At 72.9% G+C, this 25,700-nt stretch carries 22 protein-coding genes and 1 pseudogene; 15 read left to right on the top strand and 8 right to left on the bottom strand.

Features of this window, described 5'->3' with window-relative positions; genetic code table 11:
* The first annotated feature begins 194 nt into the window (after positions 1 to 194).
* Together ACFVVO_RS18710 and ACFVVO_RS18705 are read left to right on the top strand one after the other, a co-directional pair.
* Complete coding sequence (locus ACFVVO_RS18710; RefSeq protein ID WP_390056177.1) at positions 195 to 1,301, top strand: WD40/YVTN/BNR-like repeat-containing protein; 1,107 nt, start codon at positions 195 to 197, stop codon at positions 1,299 to 1,301.
* A 70-nt stretch (positions 1,302 to 1,371) separates the two neighbouring features.
* Positions 1,372 to 1,710 (top strand): plasmid stabilization protein, encoded by a 339-nt coding sequence (locus ACFVVO_RS18705; protein ID WP_390056176.1) that lies wholly within the window; start codon positions 1,372 to 1,374, stop codon positions 1,708 to 1,710.
* A 10-nt stretch (positions 1,711 to 1,720) separates the two neighbouring features.
* Here ACFVVO_RS18705 and ACFVVO_RS18700 read toward each other — a convergent pair whose 3' ends face one another.
* Positions 1,721 to 2,017, bottom strand: a complete 297-nt coding sequence (locus tag ACFVVO_RS18700; RefSeq protein ID WP_390056175.1) for a YciI family protein — start codon at positions 2,015 to 2,017, stop codon at positions 1,721 to 1,723.
* A gap of 60 nt (positions 2,018 to 2,077) precedes the next feature.
* Between ACFVVO_RS18700 and ACFVVO_RS18695 the strand changes: the two genes are divergently transcribed.
* Both ACFVVO_RS18695 and mmpA read left to right on the top strand, forming a co-directional pair.
* Positions 2,078 to 2,779 carry an endonuclease V gene (locus ACFVVO_RS18695; RefSeq protein WP_390056173.1) on the top strand — a complete coding sequence of 234 codons (702 nt, stop codon included), beginning with the start codon at positions 2,078 to 2,080 and terminating at the stop codon, positions 2,777 to 2,779.
* Between the two features lie 61 nt (positions 2,780 to 2,840).
* A complete protein-coding gene (gene mmpA / locus ACFVVO_RS18690; RefSeq protein WP_390056171.1) occupies positions 2,841 to 2,987 on the top strand; it encodes a morphogenic membrane protein MmpA in 147 nt (48 codons plus the stop codon).
* A 56-nt stretch (positions 2,988 to 3,043) separates the two neighbouring features.
* Here mmpA and ACFVVO_RS18685 read toward each other — a convergent pair whose 3' ends face one another.
* Entirely contained in the window at positions 3,044 to 4,222 is a 1,179-nt protein-coding gene (locus ACFVVO_RS18685; protein ID WP_390056170.1) for a saccharopine dehydrogenase family protein, read from the bottom strand.
* A 205-nt stretch (positions 4,223 to 4,427) separates the two neighbouring features.
* Here ACFVVO_RS18685 and ACFVVO_RS18680 point away from each other — a divergent pair, with 205 nt between their 5' ends.
* The 3 genes from ACFVVO_RS18680 (at position 4,428) to ACFVVO_RS18670 (ending at position 9,099) form a co-directional block, all read left to right on the top strand.
* Positions 4,428 to 5,579, top strand: a complete 1,152-nt coding sequence (locus ACFVVO_RS18680) for a CaiB/BaiF CoA transferase family protein (RefSeq protein WP_390056168.1) — start codon at positions 4,428 to 4,430, stop codon at positions 5,577 to 5,579.
* An 83-nt stretch (positions 5,580 to 5,662) separates the two neighbouring features.
* On the top strand, positions 5,663 to 6,877 hold the full coding sequence (locus ACFVVO_RS18675; RefSeq protein ID WP_390056167.1) for an acetyl-CoA C-acetyltransferase: 1,215 nt from the start codon (positions 5,663 to 5,665) through the stop codon (positions 6,875 to 6,877).
* Positions 6,878 to 6,918: 41 nt separating this feature from the next.
* Entirely contained in the window at positions 6,919 to 9,099 is a 2,181-nt protein-coding gene (locus ACFVVO_RS18670) for a 3-hydroxyacyl-CoA dehydrogenase NAD-binding domain-containing protein (protein ID WP_390056166.1), read from the top strand.
* Here the strand turns inward: ACFVVO_RS18670 and ACFVVO_RS18665 are convergent.
* A complete protein-coding gene (locus ACFVVO_RS18665) occupies positions 9,094 to 9,804 on the bottom strand; it encodes a MerR family transcriptional regulator (protein ID WP_390056165.1) in 711 nt (236 codons plus the stop codon). The two genes, ACFVVO_RS18670 and ACFVVO_RS18665, sit on opposite strands and share 6 nt — an antisense overlap.
* A gap of 212 nt (positions 9,805 to 10,016) precedes the next feature.
* Here ACFVVO_RS18665 and ACFVVO_RS18660 point away from each other — a divergent pair, with 212 nt between their 5' ends.
* The 3 genes and pseudogenes from ACFVVO_RS18660 to ACFVVO_RS18650 all read left to right on the top strand — a co-directional run bounded on the left by ACFVVO_RS18660 (position 10,017) and on the right by ACFVVO_RS18650 (position 12,757).
* Entirely contained in the window at positions 10,017 to 11,480 is a 1,464-nt protein-coding gene (locus ACFVVO_RS18660) for an amino acid permease (RefSeq protein ID WP_390056164.1), read from the top strand.
* Between the two features lie 219 nt (positions 11,481 to 11,699).
* Positions 11,700 to 11,843, top strand: a pseudogene (locus tag ACFVVO_RS18655) (Appr-1-p processing protein); the annotation flags it as partial.
* Complete coding sequence (locus ACFVVO_RS18650) at positions 11,840 to 12,757, top strand: PfkB family carbohydrate kinase (protein WP_390056162.1); 918 nt, start codon at positions 11,840 to 11,842, stop codon at positions 12,755 to 12,757. The pseudogene ACFVVO_RS18655 and the gene ACFVVO_RS18650, both read left to right, overlap by 4 nt.
* 12 nt (positions 12,758 to 12,769) lie before the next feature.
* On the opposite strand, the gene ACFVVO_RS18645 is transcribed toward ACFVVO_RS18650, so the two are convergent.
* Positions 12,770 to 14,263 carry a M1 family metallopeptidase gene (locus tag ACFVVO_RS18645; protein WP_390056161.1) on the bottom strand — a complete coding sequence of 498 codons (1,494 nt, stop codon included), beginning with the start codon at positions 14,261 to 14,263 and terminating at the stop codon, positions 12,770 to 12,772.
* Positions 14,264 to 14,435: 172 nt separating this feature from the next.
* Between ACFVVO_RS18645 and ACFVVO_RS18640 the strand changes: the two genes are divergently transcribed.
* Positions 14,436 to 16,385, top strand: coding sequence for a Xaa-Pro dipeptidyl-peptidase (locus ACFVVO_RS18640; protein WP_390056159.1), 1,950 nt, complete (start codon positions 14,436 to 14,438; stop codon positions 16,383 to 16,385).
* Between the two features lie 4 nt (positions 16,386 to 16,389).
* Here ACFVVO_RS18640 and ACFVVO_RS18635 read toward each other — a convergent pair whose 3' ends face one another.
* The gene (locus tag ACFVVO_RS18635; protein ID WP_390056270.1) at positions 16,390 to 17,307 is read right to left on the bottom strand and encodes an FAD-dependent oxidoreductase; all 918 of its coding nucleotides are present in this window, start codon (positions 17,305 to 17,307) and stop codon (positions 16,390 to 16,392) included.
* A gap of 90 nt (positions 17,308 to 17,397) precedes the next feature.
* Here ACFVVO_RS18635 and ACFVVO_RS18630 point away from each other — a divergent pair, with 90 nt between their 5' ends.
* On the top strand, positions 17,398 to 18,423 hold the full coding sequence (locus ACFVVO_RS18630; protein ID WP_390056157.1) for an oxidoreductase: 1,026 nt from the start codon (positions 17,398 to 17,400) through the stop codon (positions 18,421 to 18,423).
* Positions 18,424 to 18,497: 74 nt separating this feature from the next.
* On the top strand, positions 18,498 to 20,141 hold the full coding sequence (locus ACFVVO_RS18625) for an ABC-F family ATP-binding cassette domain-containing protein (protein ID WP_390056156.1): 1,644 nt from the start codon (positions 18,498 to 18,500) through the stop codon (positions 20,139 to 20,141).
* 242 nt (positions 20,142 to 20,383) lie between these two features.
* On the opposite strand, the gene ACFVVO_RS18620 is transcribed toward ACFVVO_RS18625, so the two are convergent.
* Both ACFVVO_RS18620 and ACFVVO_RS18615 read right to left on the bottom strand, forming a co-directional pair.
* On the bottom strand, positions 20,384 to 22,816 hold the full coding sequence (locus tag ACFVVO_RS18620) for a Tex family protein (RefSeq protein ID WP_390056154.1): 2,433 nt from the start codon (positions 22,814 to 22,816) through the stop codon (positions 20,384 to 20,386).
* 103 nt (positions 22,817 to 22,919) lie between these two features.
* Positions 22,920 to 23,051 (bottom strand): LPFR motif small protein, encoded by a 132-nt coding sequence (locus tag ACFVVO_RS18615; RefSeq protein ID WP_351668260.1) that lies wholly within the window; start codon positions 23,049 to 23,051, stop codon positions 22,920 to 22,922.
* Positions 23,052 to 23,190: 139 nt separating this feature from the next.
* Here ACFVVO_RS18615 and ACFVVO_RS18610 point away from each other — a divergent pair, with 139 nt between their 5' ends.
* Together ACFVVO_RS18610 and ACFVVO_RS18605 are read left to right on the top strand one after the other, a co-directional pair.
* On the top strand, positions 23,191 to 24,150 hold the full coding sequence (locus ACFVVO_RS18610; RefSeq protein ID WP_390056152.1) for a GlxA family transcriptional regulator: 960 nt from the start codon (positions 23,191 to 23,193) through the stop codon (positions 24,148 to 24,150).
* An 11-nt stretch (positions 24,151 to 24,161) separates the two neighbouring features.
* Positions 24,162 to 24,797, top strand: coding sequence for a DJ-1/PfpI family protein (locus tag ACFVVO_RS18605; RefSeq protein WP_390056150.1), 636 nt, complete (start codon positions 24,162 to 24,164; stop codon positions 24,795 to 24,797).
* Here ACFVVO_RS18605 and ACFVVO_RS18600 read toward each other — a convergent pair.
* Entirely contained in the window at positions 24,784 to 25,533 is a 750-nt protein-coding gene (locus ACFVVO_RS18600) for an enoyl-CoA hydratase/isomerase family protein (protein WP_390056149.1), read from the bottom strand. The genes ACFVVO_RS18605 and ACFVVO_RS18600 overlap by 14 nt on opposite strands.
* Between the last annotated feature and the right edge of the window lie 167 nt (positions 25,534 to 25,700).

Below are 25,700 nucleotides of genomic sequence, written 5' to 3'. Positions count from 1 at the left end.
CCTTGCTCCCTTGTGACGGCTGGACGTACTTCCGACGTGGCACCTGGTACTGGAGGAGACGACGGATTCGGCCAGTCCGTGCACACGAGACACGAGTGACCTCGGTCACCGCCTTCATGCTTCGGGCACGGCCGGCCGCGCGGCCGGGGCGGCCCTCTGGACGGTGCCGGGGCGGTCCGCTAGCTTCGCCCGCCATGAGGCGCTTGGGGAGCACGCGACGCGGGGGACGAACACATCGGCTACTGGCGGCGGGGGTGGCGTGCGTGGCGGCACTGGCCGCGCTGACGGTACCGGCCGCCGCCGAGACGGCCGCGCCGGCCCGGGGCGGTGTGCACTGGGCGGAGAAGGACAGCGGCACTCCGCAGGTCCGCTTCCGGGGCCTGGCCGCCGTCGACCGCGATACCGCCTGGCTGGCCGGTACCGGCGGCACCGTACTGCGCACCACCGACGGGGGGACGAACTGGCGGAACGTCTCCCCGCCCGGCGCCGCCGACCTGCAGTTCCGGGACGTCGAGGCGTTCGACGGGCGGCGCGCGGTGGTGCTGGCCATCGGCGAGGGCGAGGCCTCCCGCGTCTACCGCACCGATGACGGCGGCACGACGTGGACGGAGTCGTTCCGCAACACCGACCCGAAGGCCTTCTACGACTGCCTCACCTTCTTCGACCACCGTCACGGCCTCGCCATGAGCGACCCGGTGGACGGCCGGTTCCGCATCCTGTCCACCGGCGACGGCGGCCGCTCCTGGCGCGTTCTGCCCTCCTCCGGCATGCCGGCCGCCCTGGACGGCGAGGCCGGCTTCGCCGCGAGCGGCCAGTGCCTGGTCACCGCGGGACCGAAGGACGTCTGGTTGGCCACGGGCGGCGCCGCCCGCGCGCGCGTGCTGCACTCCGCCGACCGCGGGCTGACCTGGACGGCCGCCGACACACCGGTGCCGGCGGGCGATCCCGCCAGGGGCGTCTTCGCGCTCGCCTTCCGCGACCGCTTCCACGGTCTCGCCGTCGGCGGCGACTACCGCCCCGACCAGTCCTCGCCGCGGGCCGCCGCGGTGACCGCCGACGGCGGCCGCACCTGGCACCCCGTCACCACCCCGCCGCCCGCGTACCGCTCCGGCGCCGCCTGGCTCCCGCACAGCCGTACCGCCGCGCTGGCCGTCGGCCCGACCGGCACCGACCTGACCACCGACGGGGGCCGCAGCTGGCGCACCGTGGACACCGGTTCGTACGACACCGTGGCCTGCACCTCCGACCTGAGCTGCTGGGCAGCCGGTGAGAAGGGGCGGGTGGCCCGGCTGGAACGCTGACGTAGGCGTGCGGAACCCGGGTACTCGTCTCCCATCGTCGAGGACAGGTGAGGACAGGAAGGGAGCGATCATGCCAGCCGGTTCCAGCCCCAAGCGCGAACGCCAGTACGAGCACATCAAGGAGAGCGCGCAGGACCGGGGTGAAAGCGCCGGGCGCGCCAAGGAGATCGCCGCGCGGACCGTGAACAAGGAGCGCGCCCGCTCCGGCGAGTCCAAGACCGCCAGCCGCAGCTCGACGCAGGACATGTCGTCCAGCAGGCGCGGCGGCCAGCGGTCGGGCAACCGGGTGGGCTCCCAGGGGCCGACCCGCGACCAGCTCTACAACGAGGCCAGGCAGCGCGGCATCGAGGGCCGCTCGAACATGAACAAGGACCAGTTGCGGCGCGCGCTGGACGACAAGAAGGGCTGACCGGCTCCGGTCAGTCCGCCGGCTGCCGGTGGCGGTCCAGCTCCGCGGCCGTCTTCGTGGCGCGGAACTCCGTGATGCGGTACTCGCACACCCCGGCGGCGACGAACGGGTCGCCCGCGGCGACCTCTTCGACGTGGGCGCGGTCCTCCGCGACGGCGAGGATCACTCCGCCGTCGCGGGGCTCCTTGCGTCCGGAGGCCAGGAAGTGGCCCTTGTCGTACTGCTCGTCGAGCCAGGCACGGTGCGCCGGCAGCACGGCGTCCACGTCCTCGAGCGGGGCGGTGTACGTCAGCTCCAGTACGAACATGATCGCGAGCCTACCCCGGCGCCCTCCGGGCCGTCCCCGGGTCGTACAGTCCTGTCCACCATGAGGACCGTAGGCGTGCCCGCGAACTGGCCGGCGACCGAGGAGGAGGCCCGCGCCGTACAGGACGAACTGCGCGGGCGGGTGGTGCTCGACGAGCCGGGGCCGCCGCCCGGATCGGGGCGGGTGACGGGCGTGGACGTCGCCTACGACGACGAACGCGACCTCGTCGCCGCGGCGGCCGTCGTTCTGGACGCGGCCACCCTGGAGGTCGTCGCCGAGACCACGGCGGTCGGCCGGATCTCCTTCCCGTACGTACCCGGGCTGCTGGCCTTCCGCGAGATCCCGACCGTACGCGCCGCCCTGGACGCCCTGCCCTGCCCGCCCGGCCTGGTGGTGTGCGACGGCTACGGCCTCGCCCACCCGCGCCGCTTCGGCCTCGCCAGCCACCTCGGCGTACTCACCGGCCTGCCGACGATCGGCGTCGCCAAGAACCCCTTCACCTTCACCTACGACGACCCCGCCCCCCTCCGCGGCAGCTCCGCCCCGCTCCTCGCGGGCCCCGAGGAGGTGGGCCGCGCCCTGCGTACCCGGTCCCACGTCAAACCGGTCTTCGTCTCCGTCGGCCACCGCACATCCCTGGACAATGCCCTGGCACACACCCTGGCGCTCACCCCCCGGTACCGGCTGCCGGAGTCGACCCGCCGCGCGGATTCGCTGTGCGGACAGGCACTGAAGCGGGCGGTCGCCGGGGGAGGGGACTGAGTACCGGGACTGAGTAGCCGTACGGATGTGCGGGGTTCGCGGTGATCGGCAGGGTGGGCGCATGACGACGCATCGTGCCCACAAGCCGCTTGCCGATCCGAACCGGCCCGTCGAGCGGGTCGTGAACGCCGCTCTCGTGCTCGCCGTGCTCGCCGGGCTCGGCTGGATCTGCGGGATGATCTACACCTTGGTGCAGTGGCCCCTCTAGTGCCGTGCCGGGTGTCGTGAGCCGGTGAACCCTTCCGGTCGCAGCACCAGGGCCGGTCAGCGGCTCGCCGCGACGCGGAAGCGGATGCCCGCCCCGCGCAGTCGTTCGGTGAGCGCGCCGCCCATCGCCACCGCGGTGGTGACCTGTCCGGCCGTCGGCGGGAGGTCGTCGAAAGCCAGGCAGAGCGCCGACTCGGCGAACATCTTCGCCGTCTCGTCGTAGCCCGGGTCGCCGCCCGAGACCTCGGTGAACACGCGCCGCCCGCCGCCCTCGCCGACGAAACGGACCCGGAACCAGCTCCGCGCGCGCTTCTCGGCGCTCGGCCCGTCGCCGGGCCTGAGCCGGTCCGAGAGCCAGCGCCGGGCGGCCGGCAACTGGGCGGCCGCCGCGACCGCGCCGACGGCGGCTGCCCCGCCCGCGGCCACCGGCAGGTGCCGGACCGCCGCGTAGTGCCGGTAACGGAAGTCGGGGCCGTACCGCTCCAGCGCCTTCGCCGAGCGGCGCACGATCTGCGGGTCGATGGTCGGCAGCGGCAGCGCCCAGGCGCCCACCTCCCCGGCGAACCGCGGCGCGCCCGCCGGTGCCGACACCCGGCGCCCCAGCAGCCGCGGCTCGTGCCGCCGGCGTTCCCGGGCCGCGGCCGCCATCTGCCCGGCGCGCGCGAACTGGTTCAGCGCGGAGGCCAGCGTGCCGCCGGAGAAGGTCGCGTCGGCCGTCACGAACCCGTCCACGGTCAGCGGCACACCCTCCGGCAGCTGTTGGACCGTGAAGTGCACGCCCAGGTCGTGCGGTACGGAGTCGAAACCGCAGGCGTGCACCAGACGGGCGCCGGTCTCCCGCGCGCGTGCGTCGTGCCGGACGTACATCAGGTCGACGAACTCGGGCTCGCCGGTGAGGTCGAGATAGTCGGTCCCGGCGTCCGCGCAGGCGGCCACCAGTTCCTCGCCGTACTCCAGGTACGGGCCCACGGTCGTGGCCACCACGCGCGCGTGCTCGGCCAGGGCGCGCAGAGTGGCCGGATCCCGTACGTCCGCGCGGAGCGTCCCGATGCCGGAACCGCCGGGCAGTCGCGCCCGCAGCCGCTCCAGCGCGAGTTCGTCGCGACCCGCGACCGCCCAGCGCAGATTCCCGGGGGCATGTGCCGCGAGGTACTCCGCGGTGAGCGTGCCGACGAAGCCGGTGGCCCCGAAAAGCACCAGGTCGTAGGGACGATCCGTCCTCTTTAGCCTGCTCATGTCACCCCTTGCCTTCGCAGCCCGCGCCGCTGTTGGTGGCTGAGGCTAGCGTGAGTGGTGCGGAGCCGGACGACCAGCCCGGAAATGACGGCGGTGGGCACTTGGCTAAGCGCTTGCTCGTTCAGGTCTTGTGCCGAGTGGAACGTGTTCTTAGCATCCTCGGTGTTACATCAGTTGTGTCACATGGACTTGGGGGCAGGACGGCATGACGACGGCAGGGACGCCGGGCCACGGTCCGCTCTCGGGTGTGCGCGTGGTCGAACTGGCCGGCATCGGGCCGGGCCCGTTCGCCGCCATGCTCCTCGCCGACCTGGGCGCCGACGTGGTCCGGGTGGATCGCCCGGGCGGCCCGGGCCTCGGGATCGACCCCGCGCACGACGTGACCAACCGCAACAAGCGCTCGGTCGTCGTCGACCTCAAGGCACCGGACGGCGCCGCGCGCGTGCTCGACCTCGCCGAGCGCGCAGACATCCTCATCGAGGGCTACCGCCCCGGGGTCGCCGAGCGGCTCGGCGTCGGCCCCGCCGCCTGCCACGCCCGCAACCCCCGGCTGGTCTACGGCCGCATGACCGGCTGGGGCCAGGACGGCCCCCTCGCCGACCGCGCCGGACACGACGTGACGTACATCGCCCTCACCGGCACCCTCGGCATGATCGGCCGCCCCGACGAGCCCCCTGCCGTCCCCGCCAACCTGCTCGGCGACTACGCGGGCGGCTCCCTCTACCTGGTCGTCGGCGTCCTGGCCGCCCTGCACCACGCGCGCGCCACCGGCACCGGTCAGGTCGTGGACGCCGCCATCGTGGACGGCACCGCGCACCTGTCGGCGATGATCCACGGCATGCTGTCCGCCGGCGGCTGGCAGGACCGGCGCGGCGCCAACCTCCTGGACGGCGGCTGCCCGTACTACGGCACCTACGAGACCGCCGACGGCGCCCACATGGCGGTGGGCGCCCTGGAGACGCGGTTCTACGCGGAGTTCCTGCACCTGCTCGGCCTGGACCACCTGGCCGAGGCCCGCGACGACTGGAGCCGCTGGGGCGAACTGCGCGAACAGGTCGCCGCCCGCTTCAAATCCCGCACCCGGGACGAGTGGACGGCCCTCTTCGAGGGCTCGGACGCCTGCGTGGCCCCGGTGCTGTCCCTGCGCGAGGCCCCGCACCACCCGCACCTGGCCGCCCGCGGCACCTTCACCGACCACGGCGGCATCACCCAGCCGGCCCCCGCCCCCCGCTTCTCCGCGACCCCCACCACGGTCCGCACCGGCCCCGCCCTGCCCGGCGCCGACACCGGGACGGTGGCGCGGGACTGGGGCATACCTGACTCCGTGAACGACGACCTCGTCCCGGACGGCGACTGACCCCGGCCACCGGGCCACCCGACGACCCACCCCGCCCTCGGCGACCGAGTCCCGCTCGGCCCACCCTCCCGAAAGGCACATCAGTGAGCACCGAAGCGTACGTGTACGACGCGATCCGCACCCCGCGCGGCCGCGGCAAGGCGAACGGCGCCCTGCACGGCACGAAGCCCATCGACCTGGTCGTCGGCCTCATCCACGAGATCCGCGACCGCTTCCCGGGCCTCGACCCGGCCGCGATCGACGACATCGTGCTCGGCGTCGTCGGACCCGTCGGCGACCAGGGCTCCGACATCGCGAGGATCGCCGCGATCGCCGCCGGGCTGCCGGACAGCGTCGCGGGCCTCCAGGAGAACCGCTTCTGTGCCTCCGGCCTCGAGGCCATCAACCTGGCCGCGGCCAAGATCCGCTCGGGCTGGGAGGACCTGGTCCTCGCCGGCGGCGTGGAGTCCATGTCCCGTGTGCCGATGGCCTCGGACGGCGGCGCCTGGTTCAACGACCCGATGACCAACCTGTCCGTCAACTTCGTGCCGCAGGGCATCGGCGCCGACCTCATCGCCACCATCGAGGGCTTCTCCCGCCGGGACGTCGACGAGTACGCCGCGCTGTCCCAGGAGCGCGCCGCCACCGCCTGGAAGGAGGGCCGTTTCGACCGCTCCGTCGTTCCCGTCAAGGACCGCAGCGGCCTGGTCGTCCTCGACCACGACGAGCACATGCGCCCCGGCACCACCGCCGACTCGCTCGCCGGGCTCAAGCCGTCGTTCGCGGACATCGGCGATCTGGGCGGTTTCGACGCGGTCGCCCTGCAGAAGTACCACTGGGTGGAGAAGATCGACCACGTCCACCACGCGGGCAACTCCTCCGGCATCGTCGACGGAGCCTCCCTGGTCGCGATCGGCTCCCAGGAGGTGGGCGAGCGGCACGGCCTCACCCCGCGCGCGCGGATCGTCTCCGCCGCCGTCTCCGGCTCCGAGCCGACCATCATGCTCACCGGTCCCGCCCCCGCCGCCCGCAAGGCGCTCGCCAAGGCCGGGCTGACCATCGACGACATCGACCTGGTCGAGATCAACGAGGCGTTCGCGGCGGTCGTGCTGCGCTTCGTGAGGGACATGGGCCTGTCCCTGGACAAGGTCAACGTCAACGGCGGCGCCATCGCCCTCGGCCACCCGCTCGGCGCGACCGGCGCCATGATCCTCGGCTCGCTCATCGACGAACTCGAGCGCCAGGACAAGCGCTACGGACTGGCCACCCTGTGCGTGGGCGGTGGCATGGGCATCGCCACCATCGTCGAGCGCGTCTGAACTCCCCGCGGAACCACGAGACCTCAACGGAGACGACTGTCATGACCGAGAGCACCACCATCCGCTGGGAGCAGGACGACACCGGTGTCGTCACCCTCGTCCTCGACGACCCCGACCAGTCCGCGAACACCATGAACCAGGCGTTCCGCGACTCCCTCGCCGCGATCACCGACCGGCTGGAGGCCGAGAAGGACTCCATCCGCGGCGTCATCCTCACCTCCGCCAAGAAGACCTTCTTCGCCGGCGGCGACCTGCGCGACCTGATCCGGGTCACCCCGGAGACCGCCCAGGAACTCTTCGACGGCGGCCTCGTCATCAAGCGGAACCTGCGCCGCATCGAGACCCTCGGCAAGCCGGTGGTCGCCGCCATCAACGGCGCGGCCCTCGGCGGCGGCTACGAACTCGCCCTCGCCTGCCACCACCGCGTCGCCCTCGACACCTCCGGCACCAGGATCGGCTGCCCCGAGGTCACCCTCGGCCTGCTCCCCGGCGGAGGCGGCGTCGTGCGCACCGTACGGCTGCTGGGCATCGCCGACGCGCTGCTGAAGGTGCTCCTCCAGGGGCAGCAGTACAACGCGCGCCGCGCCCAGGAGAACGGCCTGGTCCACGAGGTCGCCGCCACCCCCGAGGAACTGCTCGCCAAGGCCCGCGCCTTCATCGACGCCAACCCCGAGTCGCGGCAGCCCTGGGACACGCCCGGCTACCGGATCCCCGGCGGTACGCCCGCCAACCCGAAGTTCGCCGCCAACCTGCCCGCCTTCCCGGCCACCCTGCGCAAGCAGACGAACGGCGCCCCCTACCCGGCCCCGCGCAACATCCTGGCCGCGGCCGTCGAGGGCTCCCAGGTCGACTTCGAGACCGCCCAGGTCATCGAGGCCCGCTACTTCGTGGAGCTGGCCGCCGGGCAGACCTCGAAGAACATGATCCAGGCGTTCTTCTTCGACCTCCAGGCCGTCAACTCCGGTGCAAACCGCCCGAAGGGCGTCGAGCCCCGCACGGTCCGCAAGGTCGCCGTCCTCGGCGCCGGGATGATGGGCGCCGGCATCGCCTACTCCTGTGCCCGCGCGGGCATCGAGGTCGTCCTGAGGGACGTCTCCCTTGAGGCGGCCGTCAAGGGCAAGGGCTACTCGGAGAAGCTGTGCGCCAAGGCCGTCGCCAGGGGCCGCACCAGCCGGCAGAAGGCCGACGCGCTGCTCGCCCGGATCACGCCGACCGCCGAGGCGGCCGACCTCGCGGGCTGCGACGCGGTCATCGAGGCCGTCTTCGAGGACACCTCGCTCAAGCACAAGGTCTTCCAGGAGATCGAGTCCGTCGTCGCGCCCGACGCGCTGCTGTGCTCCAACACCTCCACCCTGCCCATCACCGCACTGGCCGAGGGCGTGGAGCGCCAGAGCGACTTCATCGGGCTGCACTTCTTCTCGCCCGTCGACAAGATGCCGCTGGTCGAGATCATCAAGGGCGAGCGCACCGGCGACGAGGCCCTCGCCCGCGCCTTCGACCTGGTCCGGCAGATCAACAAGACGCCGATCGTCGTCAACGACTCGCGTGGCTTCTTCACCTCCCGGGTGATCGGCCACTTCATCAACGAGGGCGTCGCCATGGTCGGCGAGGGCGTCGAGCCCGCATCCGTGGAGCAGGCCGCCGCCCAGGCCGGCTACCCGGCCAAGGTGCTCTCCCTCATGGACGAGCTGACCCTCACCCTCCCGCGCAAGATTCGCCACGAGTCCAGGCGGGCCGTGGAGGAGGCCGGCGGCACCTGGACCGCGCACCCGGCGGAGGCGGTCATCGACCGCCTGGTCGACGAGTTCGGCCGCACCGGGCGCAGCGGCGGCGCCGGCTTCTACGACTACACGGAGGACGGCAGTCGGGCCGGGCTCTGGCCGGGCCTGCGCGAGCACTTCGGCGAGGCCGGACACGAGATCCCGTTCCGGGACATGCAGGAGCGGATGCTCTTCGCCGAGGCGCTCGACACCGTACGGCTCCTGGAGGAGGGCGTGCTGACGTCGGTCGCCGACGCCAACATCGGCTCGATCCTCGGCATCGGCTTCCCGGGCTGGACCGGCGGTGTGCTCCAGTACATCAACGGCTACGAGGGCGGCCTGCCCGGATTCGTGGCACGCGCGCGTGAGCTCGCCGAGCGCTACGGCGAGCGGTTCACCCCGCCCGCGCTGCTGGTGGCCAAGGCCGAGAAGGGGGAGCGGTTCGGCGACTCCCGCTCATGACCCGGTGAGCCACTCGCTCAGCTCTTCCCGCAGCGAGCGCTGGAACGTGGACAGCAGCGCCTGCACCACCAGCGGGTGCATGTGCGCCGACAGGGACTGCACGTCCCGGGCGTCACGCTCCGCCACCTCGCCGCGGAAGAGCTGGGCCAGCTCACGGGCCGCGGCGCGCGAGTGCTCGACGAGCACCTTGCGCGCCGCGAGGATCGCCTCCTGCGACAGCGGCACGTCCAGCAGCCGCAGGCCGAGCCGGAACAGCCCGGCGTCGACGCGGAAGGTGTCCTCGTCCTCCTGACGGACGACGTCCATCGCGGCCAGCCGCTCGATGTCCCCGGACGTGAGCGGCCGTCCCGCCCGCCGCTCGAGCTCCCGCCGCGACACCGACTCCGGCGCGTCCGGCGCCCAGGACGCGACCACCGCGCGGTGGATGGCCAGGTCGTGCGGGCTGAGGTCCGGCGGCAGCTGCCGCAGATACCGCTCGATCGCCGCCAGGGTCATGCCCTGCTGCTGGAGCTCCTCGATCAGGGCCAGCCGCGCCACGTGCCCGGGGCCGTAGTGCCCCACCCGCCTCGGGCCGATCTCCGGCGGCGGGAGCAGCCCCCTGCTGCCGTAGAAGCGGACGGTGCGGACCGTGACGCCCGCCCGCGCGGCCAGCTCGTCGATGGTGAGGGCCGGCTCCCCGCCCCCGGTCGTGGCGTCCGTCGTCATGTGCAGCAGTATCGCTGTCTCACCAATGGTGTGAAACATGTGTCGACCATGTGAGAAGTGCCCCGGTGTGACATGGACCATCGCATACATGGTGATCTCCCTGGGAAGCTGCTGCCTTGGTCTGTACCGCGACACACCAGGGTGGTGCGGGCCATGACCTGCACGAACCCCGGGCCCACGAGGCCCGGGCGCACCAGGAAGTGGAACCACCCGTGAGCAAGGACGCCGTGGAATCGGCACAGGCCACCGCCCGCCCCCCGGTGGACCGGACCCCCGCGGACGCGGGCGACGCCGGCTACAGCAAGGACCTCAAGGCCCGCCACGTCAACATGATCGCCATCGGCGGTGCCATCGGCACCGGCCTCTTCCTGGGCGCCGGCGGCCGCCTGCACACCGCGGGCCCGGCACTCGCCCTCGCCTATCTGGTCTGCGGCGTCTTCGCCTTCTTCGTCGTACGGGCCCTCGGCGAGCTGGTCCTGTACCGCCCGTCCTCCGGGTCCTTCGTGAGCTACGCGCGCGAGTTCCTCGGGGAGAAGGGCGCCTACGTCGCCGGCTGGATGTACTTCCTGAACTGGTCGACCACCGGCATCGCCGACATCACCGCGATCGCGCTGTACACGCACTACTGGAGCCTGTTCACGGCCATCCCGCAGTGGGTGCTGGCGCTGATCGCCCTCGCGGTGGTGCTGGCGGTGAACCTGATCTCGGTGAAGATCTTCGGCGAGATGGAGTTCTGGTTCGCGATCATCAAGGTCGCGACCCTGGTCGGCTTCATGTTCGTCGGCATCTTCCTGCTCGCCACCCAGCACGAGGTCGGTGGCGAGAAGCCGGGCCTGAGTGTCATCACCGACCACGGCGGCCTCCTGCCGCAGGGCATGATGCCGGTCGTCCTGGTCATGCAGGGCGTGATCTTCGCGTACGCGGCCCTCGAGCTGGTCGGCGTCGCCGCCGGCGAGACCGCCGAGCCGGAGAAGGTCGTCCCGCGCGCGGTGAACTCGATCATGTGGCGCGTGGGCCTGTTCTACGTCGGCTCGGTCGTGCTGCTCGCCCTGCTGCTGCCCGGCTCGGTGTACTCCGCCGACCAGAGCCCGTTCGTCACGGTGCTGTCGAAGATCGGCATCCCGGCGGCCGGCGACGTGATGAACCTCGTCGTGCTGACCGCCGCCATGTCCTCGCTCAACTCCGGCCTGTACTCCACCGGCCGCATCCTGCGCTCGATGGCCACGGCCGGTTCGGCGCCGAAGTTCACGGCCCGCATGAACCGCAGCCAGGTGCCCTACGGCGGCATCCTGCTGACCTGCGCGGTCTGCGTGCTCGGCGTCGGCCTGAACTACCTGGTGCCCAGCCAGGCCTTCGAGATCGTGCTGAACGTCGCCTCCCTCGGAATCATCAGCACCTGGGTGATCATCATGGTCTGCCACCTGGTCTTCGTCCGCCGCGCCCGCGCGGGCCTGGTGACCCGGCCGCACTTCCAGCTCAGGTTCAGCCCGGTCGCCGAGATCGCCACGATCGTCTTCCTGCTGGCCTGCCTCGGCATGATGTGGAACGACCCCGAGGTCGGCCGCAAGACCCTCCTGCTCATCCCCCTGATCGCCGTCCTCCTGATCGCCGGCTGGTTCGGCGTCCGCCGCCGCGTGTCCCAGAACACGGACCAGGAACTGTCCCGGCTGACGTAGTGGTGAAGTGGGGGCCACTCCTGACAGTGGTCCCCACGGAGCCCGCGGGTCCGGGATGTGAGGCGCACGGTCACGACCGCCCCCTGGAGGGGCGCGGGGAACTGCGCGACCGGCCACACCCGGTCTCGTGGTGCCCACCGACCCGAGGGCCTACGGCGAATCGCCGCCCTTTCGATTCAGCGGAGCGCTCCCGCACTCCACCGCCTCGGCAACCAAGTGATCGAACTCGGTGCGTCCGGGCACATGCCCCGCATAGGCTGCGGTCCGGCGGGAGGCAAGTGGTCCCGTGCCGAGCCGCTCGTGACCGAGCGGCTGGTGCGGCGCGGGATCGCGGTGACGGTGTACGGGGAGGGTGGGGGATGACCTCGCAGAGCGAAGCGATCGATGTGCTCGTGCTGGGTGGGGCCGGGGTGGACACGATCGTGTACGTCCCGGAGCTGCCCCTGCCGTACGCCGACAGTTACGGGATCGACTCCGGCATCCGTACCCGTGCCGGGCAGACCGGCGACTTCGTCGCCCTGGGGCTGGACGCGCTGGGGCTGCGCACCCACCACCTGGACCTGATCGGCGACGACCCGGAGGGCGACCTCGTGCGCGCCCTGCACCGGGAGCGGGGCATCGGGCTCACCGCGCTCCCGGGCCCCGCCGGGACCAAGCGGGCGGTCAACCTCGTGGGCCCGGACGGCCGGCGGCTGTCCCTGTACGACACCAGCCGCGCCCACCCCGACGACCGCTTCCCGGAGGACACGCTCCGCGCGCTCGCCGCGGCGAGCCGGCACGTCCACGTGACCATCACCCAGCCCTGCGCCCAGGCCCTGCCCGTGCTGGCCGAGACGGGCGTGCCGCTCTCCACCGACCTGCACGACTGGGACGGCGAGAACCCCTACCACGAGCCGTTCGCGCTCGCGGCGGACGTCGTCTTCCTCTCCGCGGCCGCGCTGTCCGACCCCGAGCGGACCGTACGGCGCATCGCCGAGCGGGGCCGGGCCGAGGTCGTCGTCGCCACCGCCGGGGCCGAGGGCGCGTATCTGCTGGCAGACGGCGAGCTGACCCGGATACCGGCGGTGGCCCCGCCCGCGCCGGTGGTCGACTCCAACGGCGCGGGCGACGCCTTCGCCGCCGCGTTCCTCTATGGCCGGCTCGCCGGCGAGCCGGCCGTGCGGTGCGCCCGGTACGGGGCGGTCGCCGGCGCCCACGCCTGCACGGTCCCGGCCACCCGCGCCGAGCCGATGGGCCGCGACGCCCTCGTCGAGCGGATGGCCGCCACCACGGTGTGAGCCGTTCGGGCGTCAGTGCCCGTGCACGTCGTTCGTCGCCTCGATCCGCTTCCACGACCGAGGCCGCGCGACGTCCGCTCCCGCCCCCGCGAGCGACGCCGCGCGGGCCGCGGGCGCGGCCGGCTTCGACGGCTGGAACAGCCAGGTGTCGAACAGCGCGGCCAGCGGCCTGCCCGACACCCGCTCGGCGTACTTCTGGAAGTCGGCCACCGACGCGTTGCCGTACGCGTGCTCCTTCGGCCAACCCTTCAGAACGGCGAAGAACGCGTCGTCCCCGATCTCCTCGCGCAGCGCCTGGATGGCGAGCGCGCCCCGGTCGTAGACGGCGGCGTCGAACTGGTGGTCCGGGCCCGGGTCACCGGGCGCGACCGTCCAGAACGCGTCGTCGGCCGGATGGGAGGCGTACACGTAGTCGGCGAGTTCCCGCGTGGTGCCCTCGCCCTCGTGCTCGGACCACAGCCACTGGGCGTAGCGCGCGAAGCCCTCGTTGACCCAGATGTCCTTCCAGCCCTTCAGCGACACGTCGTCCCCGTACCACTGGTGGGCCAGCTCGTGCACGACCACCGAGGTGTTGGAGCCGTTCGCGAACTGCTTCGGGCTGTAGTAGACCCGGGTCTGCGTCTCCAGCGCGTACCCGGTGGTGGTGTTGGGCACGTATCCGCCGGCCGAGGCGAACGGGTACGGCCCGAAGTAACCGCTCAGCCAGTCCACGAGCTCCCCGGTGCGCTCCACACTCGCCCGGGCGGCACCGTCGTTGTCGCCGAGGTCCTCGCTGTAGGCGTTGAGGACCGGCACCCCGCCGTCGGAGGTGCCGGTGGTGATGTCGAACCTCCCCAGGGCGAGCGTGGCCAGATAGGTCGCCTGCGGCTTGTCCTGCCGCCAGTTGTAGCTGGTCCGGCCCAGCTTCGAGACGGTCGACTGCAGCGTGCCGTTGGAGATGGCCTGCGTGCCGTCCGGCACGGACACCGACACGTCGTAGGTGGCCTTGTCGCTGGGGTGGTCGTTGCTCGGAAACCACCACCAGGCGGCCTCGGGCTCGTCGGCGGCCACCGCGCCGTCCGGCGTGCGGTGCCAGGTGGTGAAGCCGTAGGCGCTCTTCGCCGACGGCACCCCGCTGTAGCGGACCACGACGGTGACCGGTGTGCCCTTCGCCAGTGGTCTGCCCGGGGTGACGACGAGTTCGTGCTCGCCCGACCTGGCGAAGGCCGCCCTGCTGCCGTTGACCCGTACCTCGCTCACGTCCAGCAGGAAGTCCAGGTCGAAGCTGGACAGGTCCTGGGTGGTCCGCGCCAGGATGGTCGCGGTGCCCCGCAACTCGTCCGTCCCCGGCTGGTACCGCAGCCGCAGGTCGTAGTGCGAGACGTCGTAGCCGCCGTTGCCGTAGTTCGGGTAGTAGGGGTCGCCGATGCCCGGCGCGCCCGGGGTGTGGCTCGCGGCCGATGCCGGGATCGCCAGCAGGAGGGAGGCCGCCGCCAGTGCGCCCGGCGCGATGATTCTGCGGTGCACGTCAGCTCCAAGTCTTCGGGACAGGAAGTCTGTTCGGAGCCTATTCAGTCGCTGTGGCCCCCGGCCTGTCCATGGCCCCTGCCGTCACACGATCGCCATTCGGCCGTCATACGCCACCCGGCTGCCGTAAAGCCCTCTTCTGTACGGGAGTTGACGGGGGTACCGTCCGCGCATGCCGACACGCACGCGCTTCACGATCTGGAGAACGCTCGCGACCGCGGCCGTCGCAGCCCTGACGGCCGCCTTCCTCACCCCGTCCGGTGCCGACGCCGCGCCACGCGAGAGCCGGCCCGTCTACTCCTACGCACACGCCGTCCGCGAGGCCGTCTGGGTGGACACCGGCCTCGACGCGGACGGTGACGGACGGACCGACCGGGTGGCCGCCGACATCGTCCGGCCCTCCGAACCGGCCCGCCAGGGCCGCAAGGTGCCGGTCATCATGGATGCCAGCCCGTACTACTCCTGCTGCGGACGCGGCAACGAGAGCCAGCTCAAGACGTACGACGCGCAGGGCCGCGTCGTCCAGATGCCGCTGTTCTACGACAACTACTTCGTGCCCAGGGGCTACGCCTTCGTCGGCGTCGACCTGACCGGCACCAACCGCTCGGACGGCTGCGTCGACGTCGGCGGCCGCTCCGACATCCAGTCCGCCAAGGCCGTGATCGACTGGCTCAACGGCCGTGCCAGGGCCTACACGACCCGCACCGGCTCCACGACCGTCAGGGCCGGCTGGACCAACGGCAGAACCGGAATGATCGGCAAGAGCTGGGACGGCACCATCGCCAACGGCGTCGCCGCCACCGGCGTACGGGGCCTGAGGACGATCGTCCCGATCAGCGCCATCTCCTCCTGGTACGACTACTACTTCGCCCAGGGCGCCCCGCTGTACGACGGCGGCCCCGACGAACTGGCCGGCTACGTCGAGAGCGACGCCGCCCAGGCCCACTGCGCGGCCGTCCGGAAGAAGCTCGCCGACGGCAGCCCGCGCGACGGCGACTGGACCCCGCTGTGGACCGAACGCGACTACGTGAAGGACGCGGCCCGGGTACGCGCGAGCGTGTTCCTCGCGCACGGCATGCAGGATCTCAACGTGCGCACCAAGCACTTCGGTCAGTGGTGGGACGCGCTGGCCAAGCACGGCGTCGAGCGCAAGATCTGGCTCTCCCAGACCGGGCACGTCGACCCCTTCGACTACCGGCGCGGCGCCTGGGTCGACACCCTGCACCGCTGGTTCGACCACGAACTCCTCGGCTACGACAACGGCATCGACCGCGAGCCGATGGCCGACATCGAACGCCACCCCGACCAGTGGGTCACCTCCCGTGCCTGGCCGCCGCACGGCACCCGGACCACCACCCTGCGCCCGGCCCCCGGCGCACGAGCGGGCGTCGGCACCCTCGGCCTGCGCCCGGCCACCGGCACCGAGACCTTCACCGACGACCCCGCGCTGAGCGAGACCGACTGGGCCGCCCGGCTCACCACCCCCACCCCCGAGAAGGCCGGCTTCCTCACCCCACCGCTCACCCGCGACCTGCGCCTGTCCGGCTCCTCCCGGGTGACGGTCACCGCCACCCCGACCACCACGTCGGCCCATCTGTCCGCCGTCCTGGTGGACCTCGGCCCGGACACCGTCCGCGACTACGCCGACGCGGCCGAGGGCATCACCACGCTCACCGACCGCACCTGCTGGGGCGAGAGCACACCCGGGGACAGCGCCTGCTTCAAGAAGACCGCGGCCAGGACGGTGCGGACCGACTACACGGTGTTCAGCCGGGGCTGGGCCGACCTCGGCCACCACGTCTCGCTCGGCAGGGGCGTCCCGCTCACCCCGGGCAAGGCCGTCACGATGACCCTGGACCTGGCCGCCACCGACCACGTCGTCCCCCGGGGCCACCGTCTGGCACTGATCATCGCCGGCACGGACAAGGACCTCATCGACCCGCCGTCCACCCGGCCGGCCCTCACCCTGGACCTGTCCCGCACGTCGGCCCGGCTCCCGCTGACCGGAGGCACGGCGGCGTTCGCCGATGCCACCGCAGGCAGCACGGCCGCCGCTCCCGCACCCCGGCGGCTGACCGGCGTCGGCACACCGGACCTGACCGAGCACATCCCCGCGCCCTGACCCGTCAGGCGGCCGGGTTCAGCACCAGCCCGGCCGCCTGACGGGCGCACCCCCAGGCCACCGTGATCCCGGCCCCGCCGTGTCCGTAGTTGTGCACCAGCGGCCGCCCGTCCGGCAGCGAACGCCGTTCCAGGCGTACCGCGTCCCGGGCGGGCCGCAGACCCACCCGGTGCGCCAGGACCCGCGCCCCGGCGATCTCCGGCCGGATCTCCGCGCACCGCGCGACGATCGCCCCGGCGGTCGCGGGATCCGGTTCCAGCGACCAGTCGTCGTCCTCCGCCGTACCGCCGAGGAGCAGCACACCGGGCTGCGGGATGAAGTAGGCCGAGGCGGCGGAGGAGTGGTCGACGGAGGTGTACCAGGTCGCGATCCCCGGGTTCTCCACCACCACGAGCTGCCCGCGCACCGGGCGCACCGCCGGGTCCGGCACCAGCGAACGGGAGCCCAGGCCCGTGCAGTTGACCACGGCACCGGCGGGCACGGCCGCCAGGTCGGTCACCTCCCGCTCCTCGACCGTGCCGCCCGCCTTCGCCAACCGCTCCCGCAGCCACGCCAGATGGACCGGCATGTCGATCACCGGCAGCCGCGCCGCCAGCCCCCCGGGCACCGCCCGCAGCCCGGGCACCCGGCCCGCCCACGCGCCCAGCTCGTCCAGCCGCGTCCCTTCATGTACGCCCTCGACCAGGCGTACGCCCGTCTCCCCGGGGCGGGCCGCCAGTTCCCCGTACACGGCGAGGGAATCCAGCGCCCAGGCACCGACCAGCGGCTCGGGCTCGATCCGGTACGGCCACCACAGCCCGCCGGCCACCGCCGAGGTCGTGCGTTCGGCGGGCTCGCGCGCCCACACCCGCACCCGCCGCCCGGACTCGGCCAGCACCACGGCGGTCGTCAGCCCGGCGATCCCGCCGCCCACCACGATCACTTCGTCACTCGACTCGCGCTTCACACCCAGACGCTAAGCGAATATGTCATGCAGCGCTCACATCCGTCCCGGTGTGGGAATACTCACAGCATGTCTGCCGCATACGCGACCTTCGGCCTGGCACCGGCGACACGCGCCGGCGGTGTCCTCGCCGACGGCGGCTACCAGGTCCACCGCGACTTCGTGGACTTCGTCGTCGACGGCCGTCCCCTGCTGTTCCGGCTCTCCGACCTGGACGCCGTCTCCCCGCTCGCCTCCGACGTCCCCCCGGCCATCTTCACCGAGCAGGTGCGCGGCCTGCTGCGGGAGACCGAACCCCCGCTCCCCGGCGGCCGGTTCGTGATCTACGGCTGCCCCGAATGCGCGGACCTGGCCTGCGGCGCGGTGACCGCGGTCATCGAGCGGGACGGCGAGGACTACGTCTGGCGCGACTTCGCCTGGCAGACCGGTGAACACGCCGATCCGGAACTCAACGGGTACCACGGCATAGGGCCGTTCCGTTTCCACGGCCCCGAGTACCGGGCCACGCTCGCCGCCCTCGTCGCGGACACCGGCGGCCCGTCCGCGGCCCGCCGCCGGGTGCTGCTGATCGGCGCGCGCGTCGCCGTCCTCGCCCGGCTCGCCGCCGCGCTGCGCACCATCGGCATCGGCGCCGACATCACCCAGGACGCCACCGGCGTTCCCGCCGAGGAACTGCGCGGCTACGGCGCGGTCGCCTTCGGCCGTGCCGTGAGCGAGGCCCAACGAGCCTGTGTGATGGGCGCGTTCGAGCGGGCCGGGGTGGCGGTCGCCCGGGTGGACGGCCTGGCCCCGGTCGTCCCGCTGCTCGTCGCGCAGATCGAGCAGGCCCTGCACCGCGGCCCGCTGCCGGGCCGACTGACCTGCCTGGCCGCCGCCGACGGCACGGCGGACGTCGAGGTGACCTCCGCCTGCCGGGTCCGGGTGACCGCCTACCGCCTCGACCGGCTGCACCGTACCCACGCCCGGGACGTCTTCGACGGCGTCCTGGAGCCCGGCCTGCACCGCGTCCCGCTGGACCCGGAGGCGGTCAAGGGGGAGTCCTTCGTGGTGGCCCGGACCACGGGGAGCGTACTGGTGCGGCGGGTGGGGAAGTGAGCGGCGGGCCGCCCCCGCACGGCGGGGAACCGGGCTGAACGCGGGGTGCCCGGGAGATTAGGATCGGCGCTCTGATGACTGCCACCCTCGTCGCCAAGAACCTCGCCGCCGGACACGGCGACCGCTCCCTCTTCGCCGGGCTCGACCTTGTCGTCGCACCGGGCGACGTGATCGGTCTCGTCGGTGTCAACGGCGCCGGCAAGTCCACGCTGCTGCGCCTGCTCGCCGGCCTGATCCCGCCCGAGCAGGGCGAACTGCGGCTCTCCCCGCCGACCGCGACCGTCGGCCATCTGCCGCAGGAGCCGGAGCGCAGGCCGGGGGAGACCGTCCGGGGGTTCCTGGCCCGCCGCACCGGCGTGGCCGAGGCACAGCGGGTGATGGACGAGGCCACCCAGGCGCTGGTCGACGGCGCACCCGGCGCCGACGACGCCTATGCGGCGAGCCTGGAGCGCTGGCTCGGCCTCGGTGGTGCCGACCTGGAGGAACGCGCCGAGGAGGTGGCCGACTCGCTGGGCCTCGCCGTCGACCTGGACCAGCCGATGACCTCCCTGTCCGGCGGCCAGGCGGCCCGCGCCGGTCTCGCCTCCCTCCTCCTCTCCCGCTACGACGTCTTCCTCCTGGACGAGCCCACCAACGACCTGGACCTCGACGGGCTGGAGCGCCTGGAACGCTTCGTCACCGGCCTGCGCGCGGGCACGGTGGTCGTCAGCCACGACCGCGAGTTCCTCGCCCGCACCGTCACCAAGGTCCTCGAACTGGACCTGGCCCAAGGGCGGATCAATCTCTTCGGCGGCGGCTACGAGGCCTACCTGGAGGAGCGCGACGTCGCCCGCCGGCACGCCCGCGAGGAGTACGAGGAGTACGCCGACAAGCGGGGCGCCCTCCAGGACCGCGCGCAGATGCAGCGCTCGTGGATGGACAAGGGCGTGAAGAACGCCCGGCGCAAGGCCGGCAACGACAACGACAAGATCGGCCGCAAGTTCCGCAGCGAGGCCAGCGAGAAGCAGGCCGCCAAGGCCCGGCAGACCCAGCGCATGATCGAGCGCCTCGATGTCGTCGAGGAGCCGCGCAAGGAGTGGGAGCTGCGGATGGAGATCGCGGCCGCCCCGCGGTCCGGAGCGGTCGTGGCGACCCTGCGCGACGCCGAGGTCCGGCGCGGCGGCTTCACCTTCGGACCCGTCTCGCTCCAGATCGACTGGGCGGACCGGGTGGCGGTCACCGGGGCCAACGGCGCTGGCAAGTCCACCCTGCTCGGCGCGCTGCTGGGCCGGATCCCGCTGGACTCCGGACACGCCGCCCTGGGCTCGGGCGTCCTGGTCGGCGAGGTCGACCAGGCCCGCCGGCTGTTCCACGGCTCCGAGTCGCTGCTCGACGCCTTCTGCGCGGCCGTGCCCGACACCGAGCCGGCCGAGGTCCGCACCCTGCTCGCCAAGTTCGGCCTGAAGTCGGGCCATGTGCTGCGCCCGGCCGCGACCCTCTCCCCGGGCGAGCGCACCCGCGCGGCCCTGGCGCTGCTCCAGGGCCGCGGTGTCAACCTCCTCGTCCTCGACGAGCCGACGAACCACCTCGACCTGCCCGCCATCGAACAGCTCGAGTCGGCCCTCGACGCCTACGAGGGCACCCTCCTGCTGGTCACCCACGACCGCCGCATGCTGAACGCGATCCACGTCACCCGGCGCCTCGAGGTCGCCGCGGGCAAGGTGACCGAGCAGCCCTAGGGCCTGTCGTTCGGATCATGCCGGGCTCGCGGGCCCGGCACCGCCCCTCGCCGCGCTGTCGTCGGGTGCCATGGCTCCGCCTTGGCGCCCTCCGCCGCCCTGCGAGGCTCCCTAGCTGCCCGAAAGGCGTGGGAGCTGACCCCACACCAGACCCCGCTCCCTGATCCCGCCTGATCCGAACGAAGGACCCTGGCCGCCCTCAGCGGCCGGGGCCGGGGTCGGGCACCCCGGCCCCGGGACGGTCAGCGGCGGCCGTTCTTCGGGTCGAGCAGGCCCGCGCGGCGCAGCGCGTCGGCCATCGCGCTGTTGGCCGGAGCCGGGGCCTGACGGCCGCCCCGGTCGCCGCCACCGCGGCCCTGCCGCTGCCCCTGGCCGCCCTGCCGCTGCTCTTGCCCGCCCTGCCGCTGCCCTTGGCCGCCCTGCCGCTGCTGGGGCGGGCGGGCGCCGGCGCCGCGCTGTTGACGGCCGCCCCCCTGGCCCTGGCCCTGGGGTGCGGCCTCGTCGTCCAGCCGCAGGGTCAGCGCGATCCGCTTGCGCGGGATGTCCACGTCCAGGACCTTCACCTTGACGATGTCACCGGGCTTCACCACGTCCCGCGGCTCCTTGACGAACGTCTTCGACATCGCCGAGACGTGCACAAGACCGTCCTGGTGGACACCGATGTCCACGAACGCGCCGAAGGCGGCCACGTTCGTGACCACGCCCTCCAGGATCATCCCGGAAGCCAGGTCGGAGATCTTCTCCACGCCATCCTTGAAGGTGGCCGTCTTGAACGCCGGACGCGGGTCGCGGCCCGGCTTCTCCAGCTCCTTGAGGATGTCCGTGACGGTCGGCAGTCCGAAGGTGTCGTCCACGAAGTCGGCGGGCCGCAGCGAGCGCAGCGCACCCGTGTTGCCGATGAGGGACGCGACCTCCTGCCCCGAGGTCTTCACCATGCGCCGCACCACCGGGTACGACTCCGGGTGCACGCTGGAGAAGTCCAGCGGGTCGTCGCCGCCGCGGATGCGCAGGAAGCCCGCGCACTGCTCGTACGCCTTGGGGCCGAGCCGCGGCACCTTCTTCAGCTCCGCACGCGACTGGAACGGGCCGTTCTGGTCGCGGTGGGCGACGATGTTCTCGGCGAGTCCGGCGGAGACGCCCGACACCCGCGCCAGCAGCGGCACGGACGCCGTGTTGACGTCCACGCCGACACCGTTCACACAGTCCTCGACCACCGCGTCCAGCGAACGGGACAGCTTCACCTCGGACAGGTCGTGCTGGTACTGGCCGACCCCGATCGACTTCGGGTCGATCTTCACGAGCTCCGCCAGCGGGTCCTGCAGCCGGCGCGCGATGGAGACCGCGCCGCGCAGCGACACGTCCATGTCGGGCAGCTCCTGCGAGGCGTACTGCGAGGCCGAGTACACGGACGCGCCCGCCTCGGACACCATCACCTTGGTGAGCTTCAGCTCCGGGTGCTTCGCGATCAGTTCGGCGGCGAGCTTGTCGGTCTCCCGGGACGCCGTGCCGTTGCCGATGGCGACCAGGTCGACCGCGTGCTGCTCGGCGAGCCGGGCCAGCTTGGCGATCGCCTCGTCCCACTTGTTGGCCGGGACGTGCGGGTAGATCACGTCCGTGGCGACGGCCTTGCCGGTCGCGTCCACCACGGCGACCTTCACGCCCGTACGGAAGCCGGGGTCCAGGCCCAGCGTCGCGCGCGTGCCGGCCGGCGCGGCCAGCAGCAGGTCGCGCAGGTTCGCGGCGAAGACGTTCACCGCCTCGTCCTCGGCGGCCGTCCGCAGCCGCAGCCGGAGGTCGATGCCCAGGTGGACCAGGACGCGGGTGCGCCAGGCCCAGCGGACCGTGTCCTTCAGCCACTTGTCGGCGGGGCGGCCGCGGTCGGCGATGCCGAAGCGGTGCGCGATGACGCCCTCGTACGAGGACGGCCCCTCGGTGGCCTCCTCGGGTTCCAGGACGAGGTCCAGGACCTCCTCCTTCTCGCCGCGCAGCATGGCGAGAACGCGGTGCGAGGGCAGCTCGGTGAACGGCTCGGCGAAGTCGAAGTAGTCGGCGAACTTGGCGCCCGCCTCCTCCTTGCCCTCGCGCACCTTGGCGGCCAGCCGCCCGCGCACCCACATGCGCTCGCGCAGCTCGCCGATCAGGTCGGCGTCCTCCGAGAACCGCTCGGCCAGGATCGCCCGCGCGCCCTCCAGCGCGGCCTGCGCGTCGGCGACGCCCTTGTCCGCGTCGACGAACGCGGCGGCGGCCGCCTGCGGGTCGACCGTCGGGTCGCCCAGCAGCCCCTCGGCCAGCGGCTCCAGGCCCGCCTCGCGCGCGATCTGCGCCTTGGTGCGCCGCTTGGGCTTGTAGGGGAGGTAGACGTCCTCCAGCCGCGCCTTGGTCTCGGCGCCACGGATCCGCGCCTCGAGCTCCTCGGTGAGCTTGCCCTGCTCACGCACCGACTCCAGGATCGCCGTCCGACGCTCCTCCAGCTCCCGCAGGTAGCGCAGCCGCTCCTCGAGCGTGCGCAGCTGCGCGTCGTCGAGCATCTCGGTCGCTTCCTTGCGGTAGCGGGCGATGAAGGGCACCGTCGAACCGCCGTCGAGCAGTTCGACCGCGGCCTTCACCTGCCGCTCCCGTACGCCGAGTTCCTCGGCGATCCTGCCTTCGATGGACCCTACGAGGGGTGTCGTCACGATCCCGTACCGCCTTCTCCACTGAGGTTGCGCGGCAATTGTGGCAGGTGACGCCGACAACCGGGGATCAGGGCGACACGCGGCGGGCCGCCGGTCCGGGAAGTCAGGCCCCGCTGCCGCGAGCGGAGGAGGAGGCACCGCCGAACAGGCGGGCCAGGGCCCGGAACGGCAGCGTCACCACCGTCGCGATGGCCCCGCCGATCTGCCGCAACACGTCTGCGATGGCACGGAACACGAGAATCTCCCCTTCCTCCCGGACTCCCTGCCCGGGTACCTCCGCCGTCGGCGTTCATGCCCGGCGGGCCGCACCGGATGGCAGCAAAGGTGGGGAATCCGTCATTGCGGCCATGCGGGCAACGGCGAAGAATCGGGGCATGCCGCAGCGCACCGTTCTCCTCGTCCTGTTCGACGGCGTGCAGAGCCTCGATGTCACCGGCCCCCTGGAGGTGTTCACCGGGGCCGAACAGCACACTCCGGGGACGTACCGCGTCCGCACCGCCTCCCTGGACGGCGGTCCCGTGCGCACCTCCAGCGGGCTGGCCCTCGTACCCGACGGGGCGCTCACCGCGATGCCGGACCCGGACACCCTGCTGGTCCCCGGCGGGCAGGGCACCCGCGGCCCCGATCCGCGGCTGACGGACTGGCTGCGCGCGCACGGCCCGCGCGCGCGGCGCCTCGTCTCCGTCTGCACCGGCGCGATCCTGCTCGCGGCCGCCGGGCTGCTCGACGGCCGCCGGGCCACCACCCACTGGGCCTACTGCGACAAGCTCGCCCGCGACCACCCGGCCGTGACGGTGGACCCCCAGCCGATCTACGTACGGGACGGGTACGTCGCCACATCCGCGGGCGTGACCTCGGGCATCGACCTGGCCCTCGCCCTGGTGGAGGAGGACCTCGACCGGGAGGTCGCGCTGACCGTCGCCCGGCATCTGGTGGTCTTCCTGCGCCGGCCAGGCAACCAGGCGCAGTTCAGCGCCCAGCTCGCCGCACAGACCGCGCGCCGCGACCCGCTGCGGGAGGTGCAGCGCTGGATCACCGAGCACCCCGCCGGCGACCTGACCGTGGAGTCGCTCGCCGCCCGCGCCCGGCTTTCGCCGCGCCACTTCGCCCGCGCCTTCCGGGAGGAGACCGGCACGACCCCCGGCCGCTACGTCGACCGCGTCCGGCTCGAACACGCCCGCCGGCTCCTGGAGGACACCTGCGACGGCGTCGAGGAGATCTCCCGCGCCAGCGGCTACGGCACCCCCGAGGCCATGCGGCGCGCGTTCGTCAGGGCGCTCGGCACGGCCCCGGCCGAGTACCGGCGCTGGTTCCGCCCCGTCACCGTCAACTGAAGGGACACCCCATGCAGATCGCCGTCGTCGTCTACGACCGGTTCACCGCCCTCGACGCGGTGGGACCGTACGAGGTCCTCTCCCGCGCCCCCGGCGCCGAGACGGTGTTCGTCGCCGAGCGCCCCGGCCCCGTCCGCACCGACACCGGCGCGCTCGCGGTCGTCGCCGACCGGTCCCTGGACGAGGTGCGCGGCCCCGACGTCGTGCTCGTGCCCGGCGGCCCCGGCCAGAGCGCGCTGATGGAACACGGGCCGCTGCTGGACTGGCTGCGCGCCGCCGACGCCACCAGCACCTGGACCACCTCGGTGTGTACCGGCTCCCTGCTGCTGGCCGCCGCCGGTCTCCTGGACGGCCGCCGCGCCACCTCGCACTGGCTGGCCCTGGACCAGCTCGAGCGGTTCGGCGCCGCGCCGGCGGAGGAAAGGGTGGTGTTCGACGGCAAGTACGTCACCGCCGCCGGTGTCTCCGCGGGCATCGACATGGGTCTCGCCCTGCTCGGCCGGATCGCGGGCGACGAACACGCCCAGGCGGTCCAGCTCGCCACCGAGTACGACCCGCGGCCGCCCTACGACGCCGGATCCCCGGACAAGGCCCCCGCGCACCTCGTGGAGAGCCTGCGCGCCGGGAGCCGGTTCATCCTGCGGTAGTCCAGGTGAAGCGCGGCTGCCTGCGCTCCAGGTACGCGGCGACCCCCTCGGCGGTGTCGCCGCTGCCCCGCGCCTGCCGCGCCCAGTGGGCGTCCCGGTCGGTGCGGCCGTCGGCGAACTCCTTGGCGGCGGCCTGGGTGAGCCGGGAACGCGACGCCAGGACGCGTGTCAACTCGGCGACGCGCTTGTCCAGTTCGCCTTCGGGCAGCACCTCGTCCACGAGCCCGGTGCGCAGCGCCCGCCCGGCGTCGATCAACTCGGCGGTGAAGAGCAGGTACTTGGCGGTGGCCGGGCCCACCAGCGACACCAGCCGCCGGGTGGACGACGACGGATAGACGATCCCGAGCCGGGCCGGGGTCACCCCGAACAGGGCGCCCTCCTCCGCGAGCCGCAGATCGCAGGCGGCCGCGAGCTGGGCCCCGCCGCCCACGCAGTGGCCGCGGATCGCGGCGAGGGTCGGCCCCGGGAACGCGGCGAGGGCCTCCTCGGCAGCCACGGCCAGCCCCTGCGCCTCGAGCGGCGACCCCTGGAGCGTGGAGATGTCGGCGCCCGCGCAGAAGGTCCCGCCCTCGCCGGTCAGCACCAGGGCCCGCACGCCGGGATCGCCCGCAAGCTCCGCCAGCAACGGTGGCAGGGCCCGCCACATGTCGGCCGTCATGGCGTTGCGCTTGGCCGGATGACGGATCACGACCGTGGCGACGGAGTCGGTGACCTGGTGCGACAGCTGGGGCTCCATGAGGGCGGATGCTATCCGCCCCGCCATGGCGCCCCGCCGGGTGGGCGCCTGGGCGGGCGGACGCCGCGCGCGCTGCGGCGCGCGGCGCGCGCCAACCCGTACAACCCGAATAGTTCGTGAACCTTGCACGCGAGGAACAGGAACAGTCCCGCGCCTGCCGGTGTCAT

Source organism: Streptomyces sp. NPDC058145, assembly GCF_042884245.1.
Classification (GTDB): Bacteria; Actinomycetota; Actinomycetes; order Streptomycetales; family Streptomycetaceae; genus Streptomyces.
Note: the sequence above shows the minus strand (reverse complement) of the source record. Positions and strands in the feature narration are given on the sequence as shown.